The 18,277-nt window shown below is 67.1% G+C and carries 18 protein-coding genes; 15 read left to right on the forward strand and 3 right to left on the reverse strand.

The window, feature by feature from the left end; translation table 11 throughout:
* Positions 1-124 precede the first annotated feature (124 nt).
* Positions 125-1,534, reverse strand: a complete 1,410-nt coding sequence (locus ACYCO6_RS17710) for a phosphomannomutase (RefSeq protein WP_459773309.1) — start codon at positions 1,532-1,534, stop codon at positions 125-127.
* Between the two features lie 496 nt (positions 1,535-2,030).
* Between ACYCO6_RS17710 and ACYCO6_RS17715 the strand changes: the two genes are divergently transcribed.
* From ACYCO6_RS17715 to ACYCO6_RS17730, 4 genes are all read left to right on the forward strand, one after another.
* The gene (locus tag ACYCO6_RS17715; RefSeq protein WP_459773311.1) at positions 2,031-2,594 is read left to right on the forward strand and encodes a PilZ domain-containing protein; all 564 of its coding nucleotides are present in this window, start codon (positions 2,031-2,033) and stop codon (positions 2,592-2,594) included.
* Between the two features lie 711 nt (positions 2,595-3,305).
* Positions 3,306-3,611, forward strand: a complete 306-nt coding sequence (locus tag ACYCO6_RS17720; RefSeq protein WP_459773312.1) for a hypothetical protein — start codon at positions 3,306-3,308, stop codon at positions 3,609-3,611.
* Positions 3,612-4,106: 495 nt separating this feature from the next.
* Positions 4,107-5,291, forward strand: coding sequence for an RNA-guided endonuclease InsQ/TnpB family protein (locus ACYCO6_RS17725; protein ID WP_459773313.1), 1,185 nt, complete (start codon positions 4,107-4,109; stop codon positions 5,289-5,291).
* A gap of 156 nt (positions 5,292-5,447) precedes the next feature.
* Positions 5,448-5,672: a hypothetical protein gene (locus tag ACYCO6_RS17730; protein ID WP_459773315.1), complete on the forward strand. Its 225-nt coding sequence runs from the start codon at positions 5,448-5,450 to the stop codon at positions 5,670-5,672.
* 17 nt (positions 5,673-5,689) lie between these two features.
* Here ACYCO6_RS17730 and ACYCO6_RS17735 read toward each other — a convergent pair whose 3' ends face one another.
* Positions 5,690-5,881 carry a hypothetical protein gene (locus tag ACYCO6_RS17735; protein ID WP_459773316.1) on the reverse strand — a complete coding sequence of 64 codons (192 nt, stop codon included), beginning with the start codon at positions 5,879-5,881 and terminating at the stop codon, positions 5,690-5,692.
* 323 nt (positions 5,882-6,204) lie between these two features.
* Here ACYCO6_RS17735 and ACYCO6_RS17740 point away from each other — a divergent pair, with 323 nt between their 5' ends.
* Positions 6,205-6,438, forward strand: a complete 234-nt coding sequence (locus tag ACYCO6_RS17740; RefSeq protein WP_459773317.1) for a hypothetical protein — start codon at positions 6,205-6,207, stop codon at positions 6,436-6,438.
* A 470-nt stretch (positions 6,439-6,908) separates the two neighbouring features.
* Here the strand turns inward: ACYCO6_RS17740 and ACYCO6_RS17745 are convergent.
* Positions 6,909-8,011 (reverse strand): IS3-like element ISMra1 family transposase gene (locus tag ACYCO6_RS17745; protein ID WP_459768370.1). Its coding sequence is split into 2 segments (ribosomal slippage): positions 6,909-7,750 and positions 7,750-8,011, totalling 1,104 coding nucleotides; the frame shifts between segments, so codons are not numbered across the junction.
* 27 nt (positions 8,012-8,038) lie between these two features.
* Here ACYCO6_RS17745 and ACYCO6_RS17750 point away from each other — a divergent pair.
* From ACYCO6_RS17750 to ACYCO6_RS17795, 10 genes are all read left to right on the forward strand, one after another.
* The gene (locus tag ACYCO6_RS17750) at positions 8,039-8,287 is read left to right on the forward strand and encodes a recombinase family protein (protein WP_459773319.1); all 249 of its coding nucleotides are present in this window, start codon (positions 8,039-8,041) and stop codon (positions 8,285-8,287) included.
* Complete coding sequence (locus tag ACYCO6_RS17755; RefSeq protein ID WP_459773321.1) at positions 8,284-8,592, forward strand: hypothetical protein; 309 nt, start codon at positions 8,284-8,286, stop codon at positions 8,590-8,592. Before ACYCO6_RS17750 ends, ACYCO6_RS17755 begins: the two co-directional genes overlap by 4 nt.
* A 61-nt stretch (positions 8,593-8,653) precedes the next feature.
* Positions 8,654-8,785 carry a hypothetical protein gene (locus ACYCO6_RS17760; protein WP_459773322.1) on the forward strand — a complete coding sequence of 44 codons (132 nt, stop codon included), beginning with the start codon at positions 8,654-8,656 and terminating at the stop codon, positions 8,783-8,785.
* Positions 8,786-8,963: 178 nt separating this feature from the next.
* Positions 8,964-9,287: a hypothetical protein gene (locus ACYCO6_RS17765; RefSeq protein ID WP_459773324.1), complete on the forward strand. Its 324-nt coding sequence runs from the start codon at positions 8,964-8,966 to the stop codon at positions 9,285-9,287.
* A gap of 147 nt (positions 9,288-9,434) precedes the next feature.
* Positions 9,435-10,619, forward strand: a complete 1,185-nt coding sequence (locus ACYCO6_RS17770) for an RNA-guided endonuclease InsQ/TnpB family protein (RefSeq protein ID WP_459773313.1) — start codon at positions 9,435-9,437, stop codon at positions 10,617-10,619.
* A gap of 136 nt (positions 10,620-10,755) precedes the next feature.
* Positions 10,756-10,980 (forward strand): DUF6894 family protein, encoded by a 225-nt coding sequence (locus ACYCO6_RS17775; protein WP_459773326.1) that lies wholly within the window; start codon positions 10,756-10,758, stop codon positions 10,978-10,980.
* Positions 10,981-11,017: 37 nt separating this feature from the next.
* The gene (locus ACYCO6_RS17780; RefSeq protein ID WP_459773327.1) at positions 11,018-11,599 is read left to right on the forward strand and encodes a hypothetical protein; all 582 of its coding nucleotides are present in this window, start codon (positions 11,018-11,020) and stop codon (positions 11,597-11,599) included.
* A gap of 1,119 nt (positions 11,600-12,718) precedes the next feature.
* A complete protein-coding gene (locus tag ACYCO6_RS17785) occupies positions 12,719-12,895 on the forward strand; it encodes a hypothetical protein (protein WP_459773330.1) in 177 nt (58 codons plus the stop codon).
* Between the two features lie 452 nt (positions 12,896-13,347).
* The gene (locus tag ACYCO6_RS17790; RefSeq protein WP_459773331.1) at positions 13,348-16,809 is read left to right on the forward strand and encodes a DEAD/DEAH box helicase; all 3,462 of its coding nucleotides are present in this window, start codon (positions 13,348-13,350) and stop codon (positions 16,807-16,809) included.
* 583 nt (positions 16,810-17,392) lie between these two features.
* Positions 17,393-18,028 carry a peptidase inhibitor family I36 protein gene (locus tag ACYCO6_RS17795; RefSeq protein ID WP_459773333.1) on the forward strand — a complete coding sequence of 212 codons (636 nt, stop codon included), beginning with the start codon at positions 17,393-17,395 and terminating at the stop codon, positions 18,026-18,028.
* The last annotated feature ends 249 nt before the right edge of the window (positions 18,029-18,277 follow it).

Here is an 18,277-nt window from a genome sequence, read left to right on the forward strand (position 1 = left end):
CTCGGGCCTCTCTGGCCTGAGATTCCGTTATGGAGTCGGGGCCGAGGCCGCAGGGGGCGTGAGAACGGGTGGTGAAAGTCCGCTGCGGACCCGCTGCTCCCTTCGGCCGCCGAGATCGGCCGACTTATTCCGCCATGGCTGCCGCCGCCGCGGAGAGCCCCCACCGGACGAGATCTTGTGCGTCCTGCGCCGACTTGGCCTCCGCATAGCATCGCAGCTCAGGCGCATTGCCCGACGCGCGGAAATGGATCGTCCGTCCGCCGTCCAGTCCGATCCTGATCCCGTCCTGCTGGTCGACCGACAGGGGCGAACCGATCGGGCGGAGGAAATCGCGTCGGAAGCCCACCTCCCGAAGTCGCGCGAGAAACGCGCCGCTGCGCTCCGACGGCGTGTTGGGCAGGCGGTCGCTCGCCATCTCCCCCGCATCGAGCGAGGTCACGAGATCGGCCAGCGACGTACCGGCCGCGCGCGTCGCGGCCAGGGTCGCCAGGATCGGCAGCATCGCGTCCCGCGTCGGCAGGGCGGCCAGGGTCTTGCCGTCGATGACGACGTCCGATCCGAGCAGGAAGCCGCCATTCGCCTCGAACCCGACGACGGCCCGCGCTCCGGCTCCCCTCGCCTGTTCCATGCCGGCGATGACGAAGGGCGAGCCGACCTTGGTGCGCACGACTCGGCTGAAGCCTCCGGACTGCTCGAGGGCCGAGCCGGCTGTCACGGGCACCACGACCGTATCGGCACCCAGGTAACGGGCCGTGATCAGCCCGAGCACGTCGCCGCGCACGATCCGCCCTGCGCCGTCCGCGACCAGGGGCCGGTCGGCGTCACCGTCGGTGGTCACGAGCGCGTCGAAGTCGCCGGACGCCATGACGTCGGCGATGAAGGCGATGTCCTCGGGACGGTGAGCCTCGGTGTCGATCGGCACGAAGGTCTGAGACCGGCCGATCGGCGTCACCTGCGCGCCGAACCCGGCGAGCAGCTCTGCCAGCAGGTCGCGCGCGACCGAGCTCTGCTGATAGACCGCGATGCGCAGGCCCTTCAGCATCTCGGGCGGGAAGGCGTCGCGGTAGCGCTGGTGGTAGCGCGCGACCGCGTCGGGTTCCGGCGTGGCGGGGACAGAGGTGCCCGTCTCACCGACCGCGGCATCCCCGAGGGCGGCCAGGATGGCGGCCTCGTCGGTCTTGGTGATCTCGCCGTCGGGCCGGTAGAATTTCAAGCCGTTGCGGTCCTCGGGGATGTGGCTGCCCGTGACCATGACCGCGTAGGCGCCGCGCCGCATCGCTTCGAGGGCGAGAGCCGGTGTCGGTAGAGCGCCGCAATCGATCGCGGTGAAGCCGGTCGCCGCCGCAGCGTCCGCCACCGTCGCGGCGATGCCCGGGCTGCTGTCGCGCAGGTCCCGCCCGATCACGACCTCGCGGCGGCTGCCGTCTGCCGAGACGGACCGAAAGAACGCGCGGGCATATGCGTAACTCGGCCCACCGACGAGGTCCGTCACCAGACCCCGCAAGCCACTCGTTCCGAATTTCAGACTGCTCACGGCGTTCCCACATCGGTCCCGGCGCTGTGATGCGCGTCCGCGACTGATGCCGTGAAACGCACGCCATCACAACGTCTGGCCCCGGACGCGGGGATTGGCACGGACCCGCGGAATTGCAGCTCGGGTGCAGGCGCCGGCCGGCACGCCTGAACCGAGCATTGGATAGAGGGACGTCTTCGGCCTCCCGATCACGACGCCATCTGCGCCTCGATGTGGAAAGGCCCGCCGTACCGCACTGAGCCGGCGGGTTCGGTGGCAGTATCGAAATCGCGGCGGTCCTTGTCCCTGCGGACGATCGGCGTCCGAATCGCGCTCTGGATCACACCCTGATCCCAGGGACTTCTGATGCGAGCTGCCCGGCGGATCCACCAACGCTATGACCCCCCGCTCGAAACGACGGCAGAGCGGACAGATCGCGCGTGTCATCGAATTTTAAACGAAGGGTAAGCTCGGCCGATTCTACTCTCCGTTGTGCAAACGAGCGGAGACAATTTGCGTGCTGGATCGGTTCAGGATTGCAACCAAGGGCAGGTACTGCCTGTCCGGCGGAGAGGATGTGCCGTGCCTCGCCGACGTGTCTGCCACAGATTTCATCGAGCTACGCCGCCTCACTGAAGGGCCTCTGCCCAAGAGAGACGAACGCGTCATCTGCTATCTCGACAACATCGGGATGCTCGGCGGCATCGTGCTGCACGCGCGGCCGGGCGGCTTCGTCTTTCAGGTTGTGGCCAATCCTGAGCGGCGCTCCCGGATCGAGGCGCGGCTGGAATGGCTGCGCAGCGCTGGCGAGAGAGAGGAGCAGCGGAAAGCCGCCCGCATCGTCCCGGTCCACCGCGAGGTGCGGGTTGAGCTTCAAGGTGCCCGGGTCAGCGACGCGTTCGTGGCCGATCTATCCATGACCGGCGCGGCTCTGATTTTGGATGAGCGGCCGCAGGTCGGCGCGACGATGACGGTCGGGAAACGCTATGCGCGCGTGGTGCGGCATACACCCGAGGGCGTCGGCGTGGCATTCCGACTGCCATTCGGCCCGCTGACCTTCAACGAGCGGGTGATCCTCTGATCCTCCCGCTCGTGCTCAAGCGCGTGCCCTGGCCGCACGGTTGGACCCCTGGCCTCAACTGATCGCCCAGACGAGGGGCAGAGCCCCAGCCAGGAACACCAGATAGGAGATGAGCACGGCGGCCCCCTCGCGATGACGGATGATGAGGGCGTGGGGAGCAGCGAGCATGGTGGGGGCCGGGTCAAACGAGTGCTCGCAGGCTCGCCCTTGAATCTTGACGGATCAGGGGCACTTCGCGCCATCCACAGGTGGTCGTTGGCCGGTGTCGCTTCCGAGCCACAAGCGGTCGTGGGCCTGCATGCTCCGTTCGCGGTCGCCCCGCATCAAGCCCCCGAAAGGGAGATGCTCGGGCACCCTCGCGCAAGCCGAACCGGGCGTAGCCCTTCTTCGTGGCCGCTCCCCCCTCATCGCCCGATACAACGGTGCAGTGCCCCTGGGGTTGCTGCGCCGATCTCGTTCAAGCAGGCCATCAAATTCTCGCGCAGGGGACCGTCGGCGGAAGCCGACCGGGGGAATGCGCGCCTTCTTATTTGACGTTATGTGCGTGCAGCACATATAACACTTGCAGGACCATTCCCGCGCACGCTTCTGTTGCCGGAGCTAGCCCTGGATGGCCGGGCTCAGATTGGTGCTATCATCACCGCCCTCAACGGAGAGCAGGGAGCCGGCACTTTCGCTCATCGAGGTACCGCCTCGTCCCTGATCTTCGGAGTGTTGAACGCCCGCCATAGCCAGGTGCAGGGTGCTGCGATGGCCGAGCCGTCCGAGATCGAAGAGCTACGCGCACGCATCCGGGCCCTCGAAAGCGAGGTCAGTGCCTTCTCCGCTCTGTTCTTCGGGCTGACCGATCTCCTTGGCCCGGCGTTCCTTGAGGTCGCGACCGAAATCGCAGAGCGCGCTGAGGCTGATCCACAACGCGGCGCGGAACACCAGAAGCGGATGACGGAGGCCCTGCGGATCATCGAACAGTTCCGGGCCGGCAGCTATGGCAAGCCAAAGCCGGGTCCGATCGTTTAGTCTGGCGTCGCTCAAGGAGATAGCTTCCATGGCGACGTCCGGTCCGCCGGCAGCCGATAGCGATTCTCCCGGATGGCCGGCAGCCCCAAGGGAGCCCACACACTCGGCGTTCAACTCGCGACCGACCGCTGTCTGAAGAACGGCGCTGGCCACCTCAGTGCGGCCGGCGCCCAGACCACTCCCGGGGACACGACCCACCGATGAGCGGGCCTCTAAGCGTTGGGCCGCCGGTGCTCGCTAACCGCCCGAGGTGTTTGGGCTGGCAGGTGGGTGCCAGGACGAGACCGCGCTTCTCGAAGCTCGCGCTGGCTCGGCGGGACAATCGCCACGATCGGCTTGCAAGATCAGTGGGCGGAGATCGGAGCTGTAGGACGTCGGGGCACGACCCGGTCTCGTGCCTTACCTGATGTGCGCGAAAGGCCCCGGCGTTTAGGCCGGGGATGTAAGCGCACCAGCGCCGTTGCCGAACAGAACACGAACATCTAAGCTGCACCGATGGCGTTCGCGGCGGGCTACCGGTACCGGTTTGACCCGACGCCGGAGCAGGCGGACCTGCTCCGGCGCACCTTCGGGTGCGTGCGCGCCGTGTACAACCGCGCGCTCTATGAGCGCGAGATAGCGTGGCGCGAGCGTCGCGAACGCATCCCGTTCAAGATCCTGTCCCGTCGGCTGCCGGCCTGGAAGGCCGAGTGGCCGTGGCTGGCCGAAGTCTCTTCCGTGCCGGTGCAGCAGGCCCTTCGGCATCTCGAATCCGGCTACGCCCGGTTCTTCCAGCGGCTCGGACGCAAGCCTCGGTTCAAGTCACGCCGCGACTGGCAATCCGCGACGTTCATGAAGACGGCGTTCCGCTGGCGCGACGGTCAGCTGACGCTCGCGCTGATGAAGCAGCCGCTGGCGATCCGCTGGTCGCGCGCTCTGCCGAGGGCGCCCTCGTCGGTGACGATCTCGCTCGACGCGTCCGGACGCTGGCACGTTGCGTTCCGGATCGAGGTCGAGCCGCCGCCCGCGCCTGAGCCGTTGCGGCCGGCGATCGGCGTAGATCTCGGGCTGATGACGCTGGCGGTCTCCTCGGACGGCGCGTCGGTCGCCAACCCGCGCTGGCTGCGCCAGCGCCAACACGCACTCCGCCGGGCGCAGAAAGCGCTCGCACGGAAGAAAAAGGGATCCAAGAATCGGGAGAAGGCCCGGCGCGCGGTGGCGCGCCTGCACGCGCGCGTCGCCGACGCGCGGCGTGATCACCACCACAAGCTCTCGACGCGGTGGATTCGCGAGAACCAAGCGATCCACATCGAGACGCTCAGCCTGTGCGGGCTCGCCCGCACGCGGCTCGCGCGCTCGCTCTACGACGCCAGTTGGGGCGCGCTCCTCGCGATGCTCCGGTACAAGGCCGCGTGGTACGGGCGCGACCTCGTCACGATCGACCGCTTCTTCCCGAGCACGCGGGCGTGCTCGGGTTGCGGCACGGTCGGTCGGAAGCGGGCGTTGCACGTGCGGACGTGGACCTGTGACGCCTGCGGCGTCACGCACGACCGCGACGCGAACGCGTCGCTGAACATCCTGGCCGCGGGGCTCGTGGTCAGGGCCGGGTCCGATCCCCGGCGATGGCCTGTGGAGGGGACGTCAGACGCGCCGGGCTCTGCCCGGCGCGCGGCCCCAGTGAAACAGGACCTTGCGGCGTGAGCCGCAGGAATCCTCGCCCTTCAGGGCGAGGAGGATGTCAACGAAGCCTCGCGCACCCGTGATGCTGATGACACGAAGCGGTAACGGCACTGCCGAATGATCGCCCCAGATTACGGTGAATACCGGCACGCCCATACCTGATTGAGGACCAGCATCATGCAAGCCGACCTCGAAAAGCGCGCCGAGCTGACCATCTGGCCGAGCCAGAACCCAGCCCAGGTCGCCGAGGGACGGACCTTCGCGACGCTGCGCGAGGCGCTTGCGGCGGCAGCTCAGGCCATCGAAGCCGAGGACGCTCAGACCTGGATCATCACCGAGGACGGCAAGATCCTGTCGCCCCGCTGGATTAGGGCGGCGATCGCTGCGGGACGCCTGCAATAATCCCTGTCGGGGGCGTCTCAGGCCGCCAGACTTCCACGGTTGCGCACCGCCTCGGGTAAGCGGCGCGTTCTCCGGACCTTGGCCGACACGCGCAGGAAGGTCACGAAGTTCTCCGCCTCGTCCAGGCTCAGGCCGCTTGCCACAGGATCGTGGTCTTTGACGACCATATGGGTGCCGTCGCCGGCGAGCTTCACGCTGATCCTCGGCATAGGCCTCTCCCTGGAATTCTCGGGGGCGGTCTGCTTGGTGATGGTTCTTTAGCCGATCAACGGCACCGACAGCTTTTGGTTCAAGCCCGTGGCGATGCGCGCTGCAGGTCCACAGGTCCAATCCCCAGCCTCTTTCGCTGGCTGTGCATCGGTTTTGCCCGTCCGGACGTTACGACTGCAATCTCGCATGGTGCGAGGCTGTTGTGGAAACGGAGACAGCAATGCTGCGCGGTGGACTCCTGTGGCTCCTCGGCATTCCTCTGCCGATTATCATTCTGCTGTGGCTCTTCGGTGTGTTCCACTGAGGGTAGGCGCACTCGGTCATGTCCTACACGGTCGAGATCACGATAGCCGAGCCCCCCTCTCCTGATGGGGAGATTGAGACGCGCATGTACCAGCTGCCCGATCCCTTCGAGACGGTCGCTGAGGCAAAGGAGGCTGCTGTCGCCCACATCGGCAGCCTCGGCCTCGAACCGGCTGCGGCGATCTACAGCGTCTTCGACCGTGAGGGCTGCACGGTCGCCTCGAACGTGGACCTGCCGGCCGAGGCTGGGTGACGTCGGCGGCCCTGCGGAACCGTCGTGCGCAACCATGAGAACGCACGACGGTACCCTTTTCCCCCGCGCAGGCCCGGCTCGCGCTCTCGTCGATGGCCCGAAGATTTTGGGCGCATTGGCCGGATCCCTTGGCCGTTCATCCGAACCAGCTGCGATGCGAGGTACACAAAGAGCTCGCGCAGCTCACGAGGCCCTGAGAATGGCTCCACTGTGCGTGGCGCAGCCGTCTTACCCCCTCCCCTCGGGAACGAAGCGGCACACGCTATGGGATATGGCCGTCAAGCTGCGGCCGGTGGAAGTTTGATCCCATGAGGCAGGAGGATCGGTGAACGCGTGCGCCATGCCGTTCCCTGCACCAGGGAAAAGTACAGAGAATTTTGCGGGTTCAGGTGATCGGCCCCCACGTGGCGGTCCGTGTCCAAGGTTAGAAACGGAAGACCATGGAGTTGACCCGGTTTGTGGTCCACGACCTATGCAAGTTCTCGGGCTGTGACAGCTTGGTTGGCGAAGGCTCGGGGCGTCAAGCCGCCCAGGGCCGTATGGGGTCGATCTTCGTTGTAGTGGCACCTCCAGTCCTCGATGCGTTCACGGGCATCGGCCAGCGACAGGAACCACGAAGCGTTCAAGCACTCTGCCCGTAGGCGGCCGTTGAACGACTCGATGTAGGCGTTGTCGGTCGGCTTGCCCGGTCGTGAGAAGTCGATCTCGACCCCGTTCAGGTACGCCCACTGGTCGAGCATGCGCCCGGCAAACTCCGGTCCATTGTCGACCCGCAGGCTCTTGGGCCGCCCGCGCAGCCGGACCAAGGCGTCCAGGGCCTCGGTCACTTGGAAGGCGCGGAAGTTGGCTCTCGGTGTGAGCGAGAGCGCCTCTCGCGTATGGCAATCGACCACCGTCAGGATCCGGAACGGACGCCCGTCGAACAGGCGGTCGGACATGAAGTCCATGGCCCAGACCTCGTTGGGTCCGCCGATGGCCGGCCGCCCTTGCCGGTAGCGACAAGCCCGTTTGCGCTTGGGCAGCTTGGGCCGGATCGACAGCCCCTCGTCCCGGTAGATCCGGTAGGTGCGCTTGTGATTCACCTCCCAGCCCTCTCGTCGCAACAGGATGTGCAGCCGCCGATAGCCGTAGCGCACCCGTGCAGCCGCTAACTCCTTCAGCCGCATGCGCAGAGCTACCTGCGGATCGGCGCGCTTGCGGTAGCGCTGGGACGAGCGGCCGAAGCCGGTGGCCTGACAGGCCCGACGCTCGCTGATGCCGTAGGCCACCTGCAGGTGACCGGCGACCTCGCGGCGAGCAGCGGGCCTCACCACTTTCGCTTGAGCACGTCCTGCAGCATGGAGCGGTCCAGTGTCAGGTCGGCGACCAGCCGCTTAAGCTTGCTGTTCTCGTCCTCCAGCTGCTTCAGCCGCCGGATCTCCGGCACGCCCATGCCGACGAACTGCTTCTTCCACCGATAAAACGTCGGCTCGGACACACCCATCTTCCGGCAGACCTCGTCCACCGTCGCACCGTTCTCCGCCTGCCGCAGGGCAAAGGCGATCTGCTCGTTCGTGAAGCGTTTGCGAGGCATGGCATCCACCCTCCTTCAGGGTTCAGGATGCCCGAAAAACTTGCGCTCGACGCGGACCAGTTTGCTGGGTCAGGGTCAACCACGCTGAAGGCGATCGCCGACGCGCTGAACGCCGAGGCCATCCCGGCCCCGAAGGGCGGCCGGTGGGCGATCTCAACGGTCGCGTACGTGACCGACAACCCGAAATACCGCGGCGCGATTGAGTACCTGTTCCGATGGAACGGGAGCGAGGCGCACGTCCTGCAACCTGGCGCCCACAAGGCGATCATCCCGTGAACGCCGTCCCGCCGCCGATCGCCTTCCGCTCGGGTCTGACCGCCTGGGCGCACAGCTTCGGTCCGTGGCGCATCGAGCTGGCCTCCAGCGCTCACGATGCGCCGCTCTACCTCGCCACCGATTGCGCCCGCATCCGCTGGCTGCACGAGGCGGCCGAGGCGACCTGCTTCGAGACGTCGAGCGCCGCGCCGGCCGCGACGCCGTTTGCCTGCATGATGACGGGCCAAGCCACGGCGGCCCGCGACGGCTTGCCCGGCGACGGCCGCTTCGCCGTCGTGCGCTGCGAGCGCCGGAAGGATTCCTGATGGCCGAGCGCATGCAGCAGCAGGCGCCGCGTCCCCTGCCCCAGCCGCAGCAGGGTCAGTGATGCCGCGTCATCGGCTCGACCTATGGGCGCTGCTGGACGTCTATCGCTGCACGTTCGAGATCCTGCACGAGGCCGCGCTCCAATGGCCGTTCGCCGTCGCCGACGAAGTGGCGCGCTGGTCGGGGGCGTGAGCGCGTTCCGTGCGGGCTTCGTGCGGTTCGCCCGGGCGCTGATCCCGGCGCTGAAGGACTGACGGTGGGCCGACGCCTCGCGCCAGATCGCGATGATCGGCCACGAGTTCGGTGATGGTGGTCACAGACGATCTGCTTGGCGCCTGCGCTGATGTGCCGGTCACGGAGATCGCGACCGATGTTTGAGATCGCCCGCAGCATTTTCGGCGTCCGGCAGACTGCCGGCATCATCCTGATCCTGATGCTCGGCTGGGCCTGGTTCTGGATCTTCGACCAGCCGGCACACGCTGAGACGCCGGGCTATATGGCCGGCGCGCTCGCCTGCCCACCCGGTGTCGAGGGGCCGGACTGCACCCGCGACACGGCGCTCGACGTGCTCGTCCAGCCCGTCGCGCTGATCACCGAGTGCCCGCTGGTCGGCACTGTGCTGGCCACGCATCTGAGCTTGTCCCCGGGCGGCACGCACAAAACCTTTTGCGAGCGTCGGAGGGGCGGCATATGAGCCAGCAGACGATCACCCTACTCGACCCGGTCTCCGGCGAGGTGAAGACCATTACCTGATGTGCGCGAAAGGCCCCGGCGTTTAGGCCGGGGATGTAAGCGCACCAGCGCCGTTGCCGAACAGAACACGAACATCTAAGCTGCACCGATGGCGTTCGCGGCGGGCTACCGGTACCGGTTTGACCCGACGCCGGAGCAGGCGGACCTGCTCCGGCGCACCTTCGGGTGCGTGCGCGCCGTGTACAACCGCGCGCTCTATGAGCGCGAGATAGCGTGGCGCGAGCGTCGCGAACGCATCCCGTTCAAGATCCTGTCCCGTCGGCTGCCGGCCTGGAAGGCCGAGTGGCCGTGGCTGGCCGAAGTCTCTTCCGTGCCGGTGCAGCAGGCCCTTCGGCATCTCGAATCCGGCTACGCCCGGTTCTTCCAGCGGCTCGGACGCAAGCCTCGGTTCAAGTCACGCCGCGACTGGCAATCCGCGACGTTCATGAAGACGGCGTTCCGCTGGCGCGACGGTCAGCTGACGCTCGCGCTGATGAAGCAGCCGCTGGCGATCCGCTGGTCGCGCGCTCTGCCGAGGGCGCCCTCGTCGGTGACGATCTCGCTCGACGCGTCCGGACGCTGGCACGTTGCGTTCCGGATCGAGGTCGAGCCGCCGCCCGCGCCTGAGCCGTTGCGGCCGGCGATCGGCGTAGATCTCGGGCTGATGACGCTGGCGGTCTCCTCGGACGGCGCGTCGGTCGCCAACCCGCGCTGGCTGCGCCAGCGCCAACACGCACTCCGCCGGGCGCAGAAAGCGCTCGCACGGAAGAAAAAGGGATCCAAGAATCGGGAGAAGGCCCGGCGCGCGGTGGCGCGCCTGCACGCGCGCGTCGCCGACGCGCGGCGTGATCACCACCACAAGCTCTCGACGCGGTGGATTCGCGAGAACCAAGCGATCCACATCGAGACGCTCAGCCTGTGCGGGCTCGCCCGCACGCGGCTCGCGCGCTCGCTCTACGACGCCAGTTGGGGCGCGCTCCTCGCGATGCTCCGGTACAAGGCCGCGTGGTACGGGCGCGACCTCGTCACGATCGACCGCTTCTTCCCGAGCACGCGGGCGTGCTCGGGTTGCGGCACGGTCGGTCGGAAGCGGGCGTTGCACGTGCGGACGTGGACCTGTGACGCCTGCGGCGTCACGCACGACCGCGACGCGAACGCGTCGCTGAACATCCTGGCCGCGGGGCTCGTGGTCAGGGCCGGGTCCGATCCCCGGCGATGGCCTGTGGAGGGGACGTCAGACGCGCCGGGCTCTGCCCGGCGCGCGGCCCCAGTGAAACAGGACCTTGCGGCGTGAGCCGCAGGAATCCTCGCCCTTCAGGGCGAGGAGGATGTCAACATCGGGCGCTGAACCGGCAGTTGCTCCAAGCCTGGGCGTCAAGCAACGCCGGAGGGGGCGCGAGGTTAGCGTACCATCGAGCAAGGAGAGGCCGGTGGCGCGCTACTACTTCGGTATCATGGATGGCGAGCTGATCAAGGACAACGAAGGGACGGAGTTTCCGGACGCTCGAGCGGCCCGCCATGAGGCGCTAAAAGTCCTCACTGAACTCGCCGAGGATCACCTCTCCGATAAGCCGGGCGATCAGATTAGTGTGTCTATTCGGGACGAGAGCGGCCGATCCCTCGGCCTAGTTTCGCTCACGGTCGAGGCCGCTTAGCTGTCCCAGGCGCCTTGCCGACGAAAGCGGTCCGCCCATGTTGGCCCTCAACGCCGGCGAGTTCGGCATCGAAGCCGAGGTTGTCGGGCGCGCCGCCAAGCAGGTTCCGTTCGTCGCCGCCTTTACACTGACCAACGTGATGAAGGATGCCCGCGAGGCCGAGCGCAAGACCATGCGGTCGGTGTTCGACCGACCTACGAACTGCACGCTGAACGCCCTGCAGGTGCGGCCAGCCACAAAGCAGCGGCTCCAAGCCGAGCTCGGCTTCAAGGAAGGCTTCGGCTCGGTCCCGGCTTGGAAGTATCTCGGGCCACAGGTCGCCGGCGGGCCGCGCAAGGCCAAGCGCTTTGAGCTCGCGCTCCGAGCCAAAGGGCATCCTGCGCTCGAACGAGTTCTGCGTGCCCGGTCGCGGCACCCAGCTCGACGGCTACGGCAACATGAACCGCGGGCAGATCGTCCGCATCCTGTCCGCGCTCGGGGCGCATCGGGCGCGGCGCAGAACACGGTTCGTCGGCCGAAGCGCTCGACCCGCAAGCGCAACCTCGACTACTTCGGCCTCTGTCTCGTCTGCCGATTCCTCTCATGCGCCTGTAAATGGCAACCTAAAGTGGATGGATAAGAACGTATGAATGAAGTGACCGCGGTCTGGAAAGTGACGCGGGCCACGGCCCCGCAAGTTGCTCTGCGGTGCAATTCAGAGCGCCGGCAATGCGCCTGCACGCCGTGTGCAGCTCTCGCCCAACGGCCATCCTGCGGCTCAGGTTTTACGGTTGTGATGTGGCCAGGGGTAAGAACGAGCGGCCAAGCGTGGCGGTCGTTCATAGCCTGACGCTGACCTCATGCGCCTGGCCCAGAGCCTCCGCGGGCGCCCTATTGGCTCGGTCCCGACGCAGCGCGGACGGCGGTGAGAAAGCAGGTAGCCCGGGCCGCGGAATGCTCGGATCCGGGAGCACTCTCATGACGGCTACTTTCGACTGGACTGCTGGGCCGAGCGGATTCGTGCCCGCTGGCGCTCACGCGCCTTGAGGCGCTGGCCGACATACCCGCGCCCCGCTCTCCGGTGAGTTCAGCACCAACCAGGGATTACGTCGGGCACACCTGCCCGGGGCACCTGGTAGGCCACCCCAACCACTTCCTCACGCCGCCAGACCACACGGACAAGCGAGGCTGCAGGCTCTTGCCCAATTGCCAGCTGGAACATGCGCGGCACCGTCGTACCCGGCACGAATGAGAGACAAGCCCCCACCGGCGAGAAATTCGTGACGATGCAACGAACGTCCGTGCGGCCCCCCGGGAAGGCGGCCCGCCCCTCGATAGTAGTCCGCACACGAAGTTTTGCGCGGCGCTCGCACATCGGTATAGACTCTATAGCTGCCAATAAGAGACGCAATAATACAGATTTCGTTCGGACATTTCAGCTTAAATGGGGCACATGATGTACAATCCGTGAATACCGATCTGGACTTGGCGGCTTAATCCTGTTGGGCAACGCCCTGCTGTTCAGTGACCCAACGGATTCCTCGCCAGGGCTGGCCGCGCACCCCTTCGAATTTGGCCAGTGGCGGCCGCGAGCGCTTCTAAGTTCAACGAGTGCCGGCCAAGCTGCCCACGGCCGCTGGTGACCTCTCGCAGGGTCATGACGGCGCGATCCGCGGGGCAGCAAGGGGGCAGCCGCCCCTTTAGGGGCCGTGCCCCGGGCGGAAGAGCCGCGCCGACGACGCAGCCGATCGACGCCGAAATGGCGGCCGAGACGGTGCGCCAGGCCGAGGTGATGCGGCAGCTCCTAACCAAGCTTGTCGGGCAGCCGGCCCGGGAGGGCGACCTCGGGGCCCACCCGCCCGCGGAGAGGCGGGACAACGCCGCCGGCCGGAAGAACCTCACGGCCGAAGCGATCAAGGCCAGGGAGGCCATGTGACGTACAGGGGTGCCGCGGCCGTCGCTGCCGGTCTTCCCGATGAGCTTGGCACTTTCGAAGGCGTACTGGCTGATCTGGCCTGCGATTGCACCACTCTCTCAGCGCGGCCCAGGGAACAGCCACAGTGACGCATGCCACGCGCCAGCCCGACGCCCGTTGGTATACGGAGGGCGGCGCGGCGGTCTGATCAGGGTGATTTGGCACGACGGCCAGGGGGCGATCGTCTCGTAGCTATGATGCCTCTCTGAAGCGGGTCTTCAATCGCCCACGTGAGTGATCAGCCGCGAGGTGACGGTGTTGGTGGGCTCCACGCCTGAGGAGTGTACGGCGCCCGAGGCGAGACGGTTATGGCGATGCTTTACGGTTGACACGCCGCTCGATTGACAAAGGCACTCTCGCTTTCGTCGAATGGACACCGAAATCGGCGTTCGAGGAGGCTCCGCGGAAGTCCTATGGAGCGCTACAGCGAAGGGGACATCCTCAGCGAGGTCGGCCGCAACGCCTTCGAGGCTGCGCGTCAGTACGTGCGGCAGGGCCGGGTTCTGGCTGTCGAAGAGGACGGCGAGGTCGTGTTCGGGCAGGTCCGCGGCACGGCTCGCTGGCCCTACGAGCAGACGATCGAGATCGGAGAGGGCATTCGCGGCGGCCTCAGCATCGCGGGGGAATGTACCTGCCCGGTGGGCTTCAACTGCAAGCATGTTGCCGCCGTGCTCCTCTACCGGCTTCAATCGGCGCAGAGCCTGCCTCGTCCTTCGTCTGAGGAGCGCATCACTCGGCTCTTGTCCACGCCGGCACCGCGCTCCGTCGTAGCGCCCACCCAAGGTATCGTCTCAATCCCGGGCTTGGCCGCGTGGCTGGACGATCTCGGCCGGGCTCAAGCCATGGCCGAGGAGAGCTATCCCGACAGCATCGCGCAACGCCTCGTCTATGTGCTCAGCCCGATCCCGATGGGCCAAGGTGTCCCGCGGCTCGGCGTCCGACCGATCTCCGCGCGGCTGCTCAAAGGCGGCGGCTTCTCGCAGAACAGCCGCCCCTACGAGGCCAGCACAGCGCTATCGGGCAGCTCCGCCAAGTTCCTGAGGCCTTCGGATCTGAGGATCCTCCGGGCGGCGGCACTGCTCCGCCGGGAGTACGGGAGCTACGGGGGTGGAGGTGCCATCAGCCTCGCCTGCGACGCGGGCGCGGCGATCCTCGCGGAGATCCTCGCCACCGGGCGGGCGCGTTGGCTTGGTCTTGCTGGGTCGGTTCTGGCTGCGGGGCCGCCGCGATCGGGCCGGATCGTCTGGCAGCCGGCCGGTGAGGCCGCCCTTGTGCCCCGGCTCGAACTCGCCGGTCCGGGTGTCGCACTCGCCGCCACCCCGCCGGTCTATGTCGATCCCGAGCAGGGTTTGATCGGCACCGTCGAGACGGGCCATCCGCCGCGGATTGCCGCGACGCTGCTGGCCGCTCCGGAGGTGCCCGGCGCCGCGGTGGCGGCGTTCAACGCTGCTTTAATCCAGCGTGCCCCTAGCCTGGCCGCTTTAGCGGCGCCGGAGCCCGAGCGGGAGCATCTGACCAGTGTAGCGCCGACACCGGTCCTGAGCCTGTTCGCTGCCGATCTCCCGCCGGAGGCGGCCTCACCTTTCAGCTACTATGGCTACGGCGCGCCGCCCCTGCCCGAACGGGTCGGGCTGGGTCGCCTCTCCTTCCGCTACGGTCCCGTGACCATTCCGCTCGGCGAAGCTCATCCCGTGGTGACGCGGCTTACGGCTGGACGCCTGATCGAGCTTCATCGCGACGCGGACGCAGAGCGCCGCGCCGTCGCCGATCTGCTGGCCAACGACTTCGTGCCGCTGCCGGAGCGGCGCGCCCGGGTCCCGGCCGCGCACGCGCGCGATTTCGTCCCGGAGGGCGACGATCTGGCTTGGCTTGACGCGCAGTTTCATGTCCTGCCCCAGCTTCGGAGGGCGGGTTGGGAGATCGAGGTCTCCGACGATTTCCCGGGCCGGCTGCTGCGGGCGGGCGACCGCTTCGAGGCGGAGGTCCGCGAAGGATCGGGCATCGACTGGCTCGAACTCCATCTCGGCGTCATGGTCGACGGCGAGCGGATCGATCTGATCGGTCCGATCGTCGCTATGATCGCCGCACCCGGCTTCGATCTCGCGATGGTGGGGGCGGCGGCAGAGGAGGATGAGGCGGCCTACCTGCCCCTTGGCGATGGGCGCGTCCTCGCCTTCCCGGCGACGCGGCTCAAGCCGATCGTCGCGGCGATCCGCGATCTCGCGCTCGGTAACTCGGCTGCGGAGGGCCGCTTGCGCCTCAACCGTGCCGACGCTGCCGAGCTTGCGGCCTTCGAGGCTGCGATGCCCGACACGACCTGGTGCGGCGGCGAGCGCGTGCGCGAAATGGGTCGTAGGCTCGGTGCGGCCGGCGGTATCCCGTCGGCCCGCTTGCCCCCAAATTTCCGCGCGACGCTGCGGCCCTACCAGCAGGAGGGCGTGTCGTGGCTCGCCTTCCTGGGCGACGTCGGGTTCGGCGGCGTGCTCGCGGACGATATGGGTCTCGGCAAGACCGTTCAGGCTCTGGCTCTGCTGGCGATCGATAAGGCACAGGGTCGGCTCGACGGTCCAGCCCTCGTGATCGCGCCGACCAGCCTGATGGCGAACTGGGGCCGTGAGGCGGAGCGGTTCGCGCCCGATCTGCGCGTCCTAACGCTCCACGGCCACGATCGCGCGGATCGTTTCGGCGCGATCCCCGACAGCGATCTCGTGTTGACGACCTATCCGCTGATCGCCCGCGATCACGCCGTGCTGGCGGCGCGCACGTGGTCGCTGCTGCTCCTCGACGAGGCGCAGACGATCAAGAATCCGGATGCCGCGACGACGAAGCTGCTGCTCGGGATCGAGGCCCGCCATCGCGTCTGCATGACCGGAACCCCGCTGGAGAACAACCTCGACGAGCTGTGGTCGCTGTTCGCCTTCGCCTGTCCCGGCCTGCTCGGCGACCGCAGGAGCTTCGCCCGGGTCTGGCGCAACCCGATCGAGAAGCACGGCGACCGTGAGCGCAGCCGGCTGCTGGCCCGCCGTGTGAGGCCGTTCCTGCTGCGCCGGACCAAGGAGGAGGTCGCCCGCGAGCTGCCGCCGAAGACCGAGATCGTCGAGCGCATCGACCTCCAGGGCCCGCAGCGCGACGTCTACGAGGCGATCCGGCTCTCGATGCATGCGCGCGTCAGCGCGGCGATCGCCGAGCGGGGCTGGGCGCGCAGCCGGATCGTCATCCTCGACGCCCTGCTGAAGCTGCGCCAAGCCTGCTGCGACCCGCGCCTCCTGAAGTTGGCCGACGCGGACAGCGGCGACAGTACGAATCTTGCGCCGCGACGGGACGCGGCGCGCAAATCGCCGGCGCGAAAGGGCGTGGCCGGCTCGGCCAAGCTCGACCGGTTAGAGGAGATACTTGTCGAGCTGCTCGCGGAGGGGCGACGTATTCTCGTCTTCTCGCAATTCACTTCGATGCTCCGCCTGATCGAGGAGCGGCTCGCGAAGCGCGCTATCGCCTATGCACTCCTGACCGGAGCGACTCGGGACCGGCCGGCGGTGATCCGGCTGTTTGAGGAAGGTTCTGTCCGAGTCTTCCTCGTCAGCCTGAAGGCCGGGGGGACAGGTCTCAACCTGATCGCGGCCGATACCGTGATCCTCTACGATCCCTGGTGGAACCCTGCCGTGGAGGATCAGGCGGTCGATCGGGCCTACCGGATCGGACAGACCAAGCCGGTGTTCGTGCACAAGCTCGTGGCGAGTGGAACGATCGAGGAGAAGATGGAGCTCTTGAAAGAGCGCAAGGGTGCACTGGCGCAATCGCTATTCGATCATGATGGCGCGCCGACCGTCGCAATGACGCAGGATGATCTCGAGATTTTGTTGGCGCCTGAGCTTTAACTACGTCATGACTTCTGTCCATTCCCGACGACGCAGCTATCTATTTTCGGGGGGGCGTCCGTCTGGTGTCGCAGCGTCGTCCACGGTGATGCGGCGTGCAGCGGCTCTGGCTGCCAGGCAGAAATGGGGCGTGGCGGATCGGGGCTACACGGCCAGCGCTCCGGCAAGAGCAGAGGATAGGCTGCTGCGCAGCTTCCCGCATCGCCATCCAAGCAGTGCGACCAAGCTGGAAAAGTCGGGGGCGTCGGCCATGACGTCGAGTCGGAGCGTACCCATGCGCGTCGGGCGCCGGCCAATCTAAACTCAGTAATCAAAGATTCGATCGCTGCGGCATGGGTGTCGCAACTGCCTTAATCACGGCTATTCACAGGGCGAACGCGGCCCCTACGCCGCCGGCAGCCTCGGACTTCCCAAACACGATCCAGGCGAGATGGGTTAACGAAATATTAACTATTTTTGCATCGGTAATTAGGCGCCTTAACATTGAAGAATTGCTGATCGGAGCCTCAAAACTCGCCATCATGGGCGCCGAGAACCGGTGGCGGGCGTACAGGCCGTTCAAAGATGTGGGTAGGAGGACGAGATGGCGGCGGTAGTCTTGGCCGACCTAGCCATTGAGCCACGACTTTTAGGTCGGCGCAGCTACGCGCCCGAGCTCTTTCTCGCTCTGGGCTGGGTTGGTCTGTTCGCCTATTGCGCCGCCTACCTCAGCGAGGACATGCCATTCCGGGCCCCGTCGACTCCGACTGTTGGTGAACCGCTCATCGATCCATCCGAGGACATGCCCGGCCACGTGGTCATGGTTGCAGCGCCAGAGCCCGCCATGGTCGCCGCGCCGCCTGCGGTCGTGGCGGCGCCAGCTTCACCGATCCTCGGATCGCAGCCCGCTGGGGTGCCAGCTGTACAGCGCTCAGCCTCGTCCAACTCAGACTACGTCGGCACCTGGGGTCCCACGGCTGATGCCTGCGGTGCCCCCTCGCGCCGTCATGGCTATTTCCAGGCCACGATCACGCCCGAGCGCGCCAAGGCCGGGGACACCATCTGCAGCTTCCGCGACGCTCACCGTACCGGCAACGCTTGGACTATGGTCGCCAATTGCGGCGATCGTGCTCGGCGCTGGTCCTCCCGGGTTCGCCTCATCGTCGATGGCGACCACCTGACTTGGACGAGCGCGTGGGGTACCTCGGCATATGTCCGCTGTAACCGCCGCGCCGGCTGAGCGGTGACGAGAAGAGCCCGCCGCGGCCAGGCCGGGCGGGGCTGTTGAAGGTGGGGCTGCTTCGCGGACGGCAGTGGTGCTCGTAATGCCGGCGTTGCGCTCTTTTCGCCCCAGTGGCGCGGTATGGCGGATGCGCGTGAGCCGTCGATAAGAGCAGCGTTACGCTTGCATGCCCTGAAACGCCCGAGCGCATCCCGGGATGTGTCAGGATGTCTCGGGTGTGAACCGGTGGGCGCAGCTCACCTGCGT

It is taken from the genome of Methylobacterium sp. CM6257, from assembly GCF_054611515.1.